Raw genomic sequence first — 6,844 nt, forward strand, 5'->3', positions numbered from 1 at the left:
TTTCCTCTCATCCTCACTGACTGTATAAATTGTTAAAATTGGTAAAACTTATCCACCGGCATTACAAAAACTGTTGCTCCTCCTACCTCGACCTCTACTGGATAAGGTACATAAGAGTCTGTATTACCACCCATTGGAGTAACTGGTGCTACAAGCTGCTCTCTGGATTTGCAGTTCTTCTTTATGATTTCAAGAGCCTTATTCACCCTTAATTCCTCAGTACCTATCAAAAAGGTAGTATTACCGGATTTTAAAAATCCTCCAGTTGTAGCCAACTTAGTTGCTCGGAAGTTATTGTCGACCAAATCACCTAATAATTTAGTACTATCTTTATCTTGTACTACTGCTATTATAAGTTTCATGGCTAAAACCTCCTATAAGGATTATAAAGAAAAAATGACGGTGCGTATTTAAGCTTTACTTATCCATTATACCAGTTATTCTGTAACCATAAAGCAATTCAAGTGATAAATATAAAACCTTAAAGCATTTGCCTTAAGGTCTCCTGTGAATATATGTCCGAATTTGTTGAAGAGTTTCTTGATAAACTTCTTCAAAGCTTTGATTTGCATCAATTACCTTTATTCTATCAGGTTCATTTTTTATTAATAGTTGATAGCCCTCATATACTTTTTGGTGGAAATTGAGCTTCTCAAGATCCAAACGATTTATTTCCCGACTTTTATGATTTTCAATTCTCTTCAAGCCAATTTCAGGATCAATCATAAAGAACAATGTAAGTTCTGGCATGGTATCCTGTATAGCAAAGCGATTGATCTCTCTGACTTCCTCTATCCCAAGACCTCTTGCATACCCCTGATAAGCCAATGAGCTATCTACAAACCGGTCACATAAGACAATACAGCCTTTATTTAATGCAGGTACCACCTTCTCCATAAGATGCTGTCTGCGCGCTGCTGCATATAACAGTGCTTCTGTCCTGGAATCCATTTCAGTATGATCAGGATTTAAGATGACCTGCCGGATTTGTTCTGCAATAGGAATTCCACCAGGTTCTCTTGTCAGTACAATTGAGTAGCCTTCCTTTTCAAGCTGCTCTCCCACTCTTGCTAGTACGGTCGTTTTCCCAGCCCCTTCAGGACCCTCTACCGTTATAAAAACTCCACGTTTCAAGGCAGTAACCTCCAATATTGTAACTACTAGATAGTATATCATATGTGACTTACACAAAGACCTCAATTTGTTGTTGCTTTAAATAAACTCCTCCTTGGATTTTAGCCCCCTGAGTTAGTAAGGATGTGCATTTCTGCACCATGTCATAGGTAATAATCTCTCCCTTTTGAATGAGCGGAATACCTGGAGGATATGGAACAATTGTTTCTGCTGAGATTTCTCCACATGCATGAGCAAGAGAAATTCTTTTCCGCGGCATTATATCCATTTCCTCATAGGATATTGCTAGGACACTCTCCATATGTTGTTGTTTATTTTTTAATGGGTTACTAGCCAGGCTTATTCGTGTTTGTTCTCCTGTAATCCAATTAATCCTTTCTAGCCTTTGTATAATATCATCAACAGAATATGGTTGACTTTTCTTTAATAAAGGCAGAACAAGCAGTACATGCAGCTCATCTGCGAGCTCTGAATAAATCCCTGCTTGCTCCATTAATTTTTGCAGCTCAAAGCCTGACATTCCGTTTTTATGATAGAGAACAAGCTTTAAAGGATCCTGAATATCGCTGTTTTCTGATTCGAAAATGCACAGTTCCTCATGCCTTCGTAAATATTGTTTAAAAGACTCAATTTGCTCTATTAAATATTCCTTATCCTTTTCTGAATAGCTCTCTAAATAAGCCCTCGCTAAATCTAGAGACATCATAATTGGATAAGATGGGCTGCTTGATTGCAGCATTCTTAAATACCCTTCCACACGCTCTTGGTTTACCAATTCACTGTTTATATGTAAATAGGAGCCCATTGTCATAGCAGGCAGGGTTTTGTGAGCTGAGTGAACAACTATATCTGCCCCCAAATTGACAGCAGATGGCGGAAAAGGAGCACCTGCCGCAAAGTGGGCACCATGCGCTTCATCAACTAAAACTAGAATACCCTTTTTATGAGCTCGCTTAATGATAGATGCCAGATCTACTCCCAACCCATAATAATTAGGATATGTAAGAATAATTGCTTTTACATCCAGATGATCATTCAAACTATTATAAATTGTTTCATATGGAACACCAATTGAAATATCAGATTCTATAACAGGCGTCAGAAATATTGGGTTAGCTTTAGCTAGTTTTAATCCATTCATCACAGATTTATGGCAATTCCTTTGTACAAGGACTTTATCTCCAGGCTCAATACTAGCCAAGATCATCGCAAGATTACCGACAGTTGTTCCATTCACAAGAAAGTAACTTTTTTTAGTCTGATAAAACTTCGCTAATAATGCTTCAGCCTCTTTAATACCCTCTTCTGGTTCATGCAAATCATCTAATCCTGCAAGTTCTGTCACATCCCATGACAGGACCGAACTAAAACTCCGAGGAGCCTCAATAGGCAGGACAACACCATTTTTATGGCCTGGAACATGCATGGATATGGACTTCTTATTTCGGTGTTTCTCCAGCATATCTAATATTGGTACTTTAATTATTTTTTCCGCCACTCATACACGCCTCCTTTTCCAACAAATAAAAAGGCTCCTTCCGGTTGAAGGGGCCAGCTGACTATATTATAAGGATGGAGTATAGCGTATTCAAGTTTTATGAGTAAATACTGGAAATATTCATTTTCTTCAACTTCTCTACATGCTCATTATACAAAGGGTCATTTGTTTCTGTATGAATTAACACATCCTCACATTCCGAGCAAATAAAAATATTATATAGATGCATTCCCTTTTTTTTCGTCGATTCACAGATTGCACATTCTTCGTTAAGATGATCATTTGTTTCACGCTCGCAGTTGGCCATTTACTACACCTCCATACCTCTTAGTATCGCCCCCGGCCACAAACTGTATACAATATTTTAAATTTATATATTATTCTATGCCCACAAGTGAATTTCGTTGTATGTCTTTCAAAATGTCCAACATATAAATATCTTTGAGGAATAATTCATGTAGAAACCTTTGGAATTCACGGCTTAAATGTTGTAGCAAAATGCTGGGGTCTGTTCTTGAAATTGGCATAGCTCAACTATTCGTAGCTTTAATTACATAACCCCAGGAAAGGGGAATCATTAGTATTTGATAGGTGGCTTCCTTTGTCTTTTTCGTATCTTTATTTCGGGGATAGGTGGGGAGCAGGTAGGTGATAGATCGGGCGTAGGTGCTTCATAGGTGGAGCATAGCTAGCTGCTTTCCTCCATACTTCACCTACCTTTCAACCCCACCTATACCCCGGTATAGGTCGGGCATAGATGCTTCATAGGTGGAGCATAACTGCTTTCTTCCACACTTCACCCACCTTCCCCCGAGTATAGATGTCCCATAGGTGTTGAATAGCGCAGCTTTTCTATAGCTTCCACAAGTCTTTAAGGTAGTATCCTTTACGAAAGATCCTTCCCGACTCCTCACCCATCCAGCTCTAACAAGTATCCAAAATCCTCCCTGGTCCCTATAAAAACAACACAAAAAAACCAGCTCATCAACTGAACTGGTTTCTTAAATTGCCCGGCAACGTCCTACTCTCACAGGGACTCGCGTCCCAACTACCATCGGCGCTGAAGAGCTTAACTTCCGTGTTCGGAATGGGAACGGGTGTGGCCTCTTCGCCATCATTACCGGACTATTTGGTTAGAAAGAAATCATTCCTTCAAAACTGGATAATGTAAGTTTGGCAAGTATGCTTGATTCATTTGGTTAAGTCCTCGAACGATTAGTATCCGTCAGCTCCATGTGTCACCACACTTCCACCTCGGACCTATCAACCTGATCATCTTTCAGGGTTCTTACTAGCTTGCGCTATGGGAAATCTCATCTCGAGGGGGGCTTCATGCTTAGATGCTTTCAGCACTTATCCCGTCCGCACGTAGCTACCCAGCTATGCTCTTGGCAGAACAACTGGTACACCAGCGGTGCGTCCATCCCGGTCCTCTCGTACTAAGGACAGCTCCTCTCAAATTTCCTGCGCCCACGACGGATAGGGACCGAACTGTCTCACGACGTTCTGAACCCAGCTCGCGTACCGCTTTAATGGGCGAACAGCCCAACCCTTGGGACCGACTACAGCCCCAGGATGCGATGAGCCGACATCGAGGTGCCAAACCTCCCCGTCGATGTGGACTCTTGGGGGAGATAAGCCTGTTATCCCCGGGGTAGCTTTTATCCGTTGAGCGATGGCCCTTCCATGCGGAACCACCGGATCACTAAGCCCGACTTTCGTCCCTGCTCGACTTGTAGGTCTCGCAGTCAAGCTCCCTTGTGCCTTTACACTCTGCGAATGATTTCCAACCATTCTGAGGGAACCTTTGGGCGCCTCCGTTACTCTTTAGGAGGCGACCGCCCCAGTCAAACTGCCCACCTGACACTGTCTCCCACCCCGATCAGGGGTGCGGGTTAGAATGTCAATACAGCCAGGGTAGTATCCCACCGATGCCTCCACCGAAGCTGGCGCTCCGGCTTCAAAGGCTCCTACCTATCCTGTACAAGCTGTACCAAAATTCAATATCAGGCTGCAGTAAAGCTCCACGGGGTCTTTCCGTCCTGTCGCGGGTAACCTGCATCTTCACAGGTACTATAATTTCACCGAGTCTCTCGTTGAGACAGTGCCCAGATCGTTACGCCTTTCGTGCGGGTCGGAACTTACCCGACAAGGAATTTCGCTACCTTAGGACCGTTATAGTTACGGCCGCCGTTTACTGGGGCTTCAATTCGCACCTTCGCTTGCGCTAAGCGCTCCTCTTAACCTTCCAGCACCGGGCAGGCGTCAGCCCCTATACTTCGCCTTGCGGCTTCGCAGAGACCTGTGTTTTTGCTAAACAGTCGCCTGGGCCTTTTCACTGCGGCTCTTCGAGGCTATAAACCTCTAATGAGCACCCCTTCTCCCGAAGTTACGGGGTCATTTTGCCGAGTTCCTTAACGAGAGTTCTCTCGATCACCTTAGGATTCTCTCCTCGCCTACCTGTGTCGGTTTGCGGTACGGGCACCTTCTTCCTCGCTAGAGGCTTTTCTTGGCAGTGTGGAATCAGGAACTTCGGTACTCTAGTTCCCTCGCCATCACAGCTCAGCCTTATGTGATGAGCGGATTTGCCTGCTCATCGGCCTAACTGCTTGGACGCGCATATCCAACAGCGCGCTTACCCTATCCTACTGCGTCCCCCCATCACTCAAATGGAAGAGAGGTGGTACAGGAATATCAACCTGTTGTCCATCGCCTACGCCTTTCGGCCTCGGCTTAGGTCCCGACTAACCCTGAGCGGACGAGCCTTCCTCAGGAAACCTTAGGCATTCGGTGGAAGGGATTCTCACCCTTCTTTCGCTACTCATACCGGCATTCTCACTTCTAAGCGCTCCACATGTCCTTCCGGTCATGCTTCACAGCCCTTAGAACGCTCTCCTACCACGCATACCATACGGTATGCATCCACAGCTTCGGTGATACGTTTAGCCCCGGTACATTTTCGGCGCAGAGTCACTCGACCAGTGAGCTATTACGCACTCTTTAAATGGTGGCTGCTTCTAAGCCAACATCCTGGTTGTCTGGGCAACTCCACATCCTTTTCCACTTAACGTATACTTTGGGACCTTAGCTGGTGGTCTGGGCTGTTTCCCTTTTGACTACGGATCTTATCACTCGCAGTCTGACTCCCGAGTATAAGTCTTTGGCATTCGGAGTTTGTCTGAATTCGGTAACCCGATGAGGGCCCCTAGTCCAAACAGTGCTCTACCTCCAAGACTCTAAACTCGAGGCTAGCCCTAAAGCTATTTCGGAGAGAACCAGCTATCTCCAGGTTCGATTGGAATTTCTCCGCTACCCACACCTCATCCCCGCACTTTTCAACGTGCGTGGGTTCGGACCTCCATCCAGTGTTACCTGGACTTCATCCTGGACATGGGTAGATCACCTGGTTTCGGGTCTACGACCACATACTGCAAACGCCCTATTCAGACTCGCTTTCGCTGCGGCTCCGTCTCATCAACTTAACCTTGCATGGGATCGTAACTCGCCGGTTCATTCTACAAAAGGCACGCCATCACCCATAAAAGGGCTCTGACTACTTGTAGGCACACGGTTTCAGGATCTCTTTCACTCCCCTTCCGGGGTGCTTTTCACCTTTCCCTCACGGTACTGGTTCACTATCGGTCACTAGGGAGTATTTAGCCTTGGGAGATGGTCCTCCCGGATTCCGACGGGATTCCTCGTGTCCCGCCGTACTCAGGATCCACTCGGGAGGGAACGAAGTTTCGACTACAGGGTTGTTACCTTCTCTGACGGACCTTTCCAGGTCGCTTCATCTACCCCGTTCCTTTGTAACTCCACAATGAGTGTCCTACAACCCCAGATGGCAAGCCATCTGGTTTGGGCTGATTCCGTTTCGCTCGCCGCTACTCAGGAAATCGCATTTGCTTTCTCTTCCTCCGGGTACTTAGATGTTTCAGTTCCCCGGGTGTGCCTTCATACACCTATGAATTCAGTGTAAGATACTGCCCCATTACGGGCAGTGGGTTTCCCCATTCGGAAATCTCCGGATCAAAGCTTACTTACAGCTCCCCGAAGCATATCGGTGTTAGTCCCGTCCTTCATCGGCTCCTAGTGCCAAGGCATCCACCGTGCGCCCTTATTAACTTAACCGTTAAAAAACTCTTACTCGGTTTTTATTAAAACGCATTTACTTTGCCTTACATTACATTATCCAGTTTTCAAAGAACGATT

Annotated in this window: 4 protein-coding genes and 2 rRNA genes; all 6 read right to left on the minus strand. The window is 45.1% G+C overall.

Features of this window, described 5'->3' with window-relative positions:
• Positions 1 to 32: 32 nt before the first annotated feature.
• Entirely contained in the window at positions 33 to 362 is a 330-nt protein-coding gene (gene darA, locus AC4G3O_RS18890) for a cyclic di-AMP receptor DarA (protein ID WP_066103220.1), read from the minus strand.
• A gap of 133 nt (positions 363 to 495) precedes the next feature.
• Complete coding sequence (gene tmk / locus AC4G3O_RS18895) at positions 496 to 1,176, minus strand: dTMP kinase (protein WP_148631348.1); 681 nt, start codon at positions 1,174 to 1,176, stop codon at positions 496 to 498.
• Between the two features lie 7 nt (positions 1,177 to 1,183).
• On the minus strand, positions 1,184 to 2,632 hold the full coding sequence (locus AC4G3O_RS18900; RefSeq protein ID WP_254654693.1) for an aminotransferase class I/II-fold pyridoxal phosphate-dependent enzyme: 1,449 nt from the start codon (positions 2,630 to 2,632) through the stop codon (positions 1,184 to 1,186).
• Positions 2,633 to 2,729: 97 nt separating this feature from the next.
• Complete coding sequence (locus AC4G3O_RS18905; RefSeq protein ID WP_066103225.1) at positions 2,730 to 2,939, minus strand: sigma factor G inhibitor Gin; 210 nt, start codon at positions 2,937 to 2,939, stop codon at positions 2,730 to 2,732.
• 701 nt (positions 2,940 to 3,640) lie between these two features.
• Positions 3,641 to 3,757: ribosomal RNA gene (rrf, locus tag AC4G3O_RS18910) — 5S ribosomal RNA — on the minus strand.
• Between the two features lie 70 nt (positions 3,758 to 3,827).
• Positions 3,828 to 6,763 (minus strand): 23S ribosomal RNA (locus AC4G3O_RS18915).
• Positions 6,764 to 6,844: the final 81 nt, after the last annotated feature.

Source organism: Bacillus sp. z14 (2026) (assembly GCF_058313575.1).

Bases quoted from the DNA above. Each gene is read 5' to 3' on its own strand.
- AC4G3O_RS18905 (WP_066103225.1), bottom strand. From the start codon at position 2,939: ATGGCCAACTGCGAGCGTGAAACAAATGATCATCTTAACGAAGAATGT.
- tmk (WP_148631348.1), bottom strand. From the start codon at position 1,176: ATGATATACTATCTAGTAGTTACAATATTGGAGGTTACTGCCTTGAAA.
- darA (WP_066103220.1), bottom strand. From the start codon at position 362: ATGAAACTTATAATAGCAGTAGTACAAGATAAAGATAGTACTAAATTA.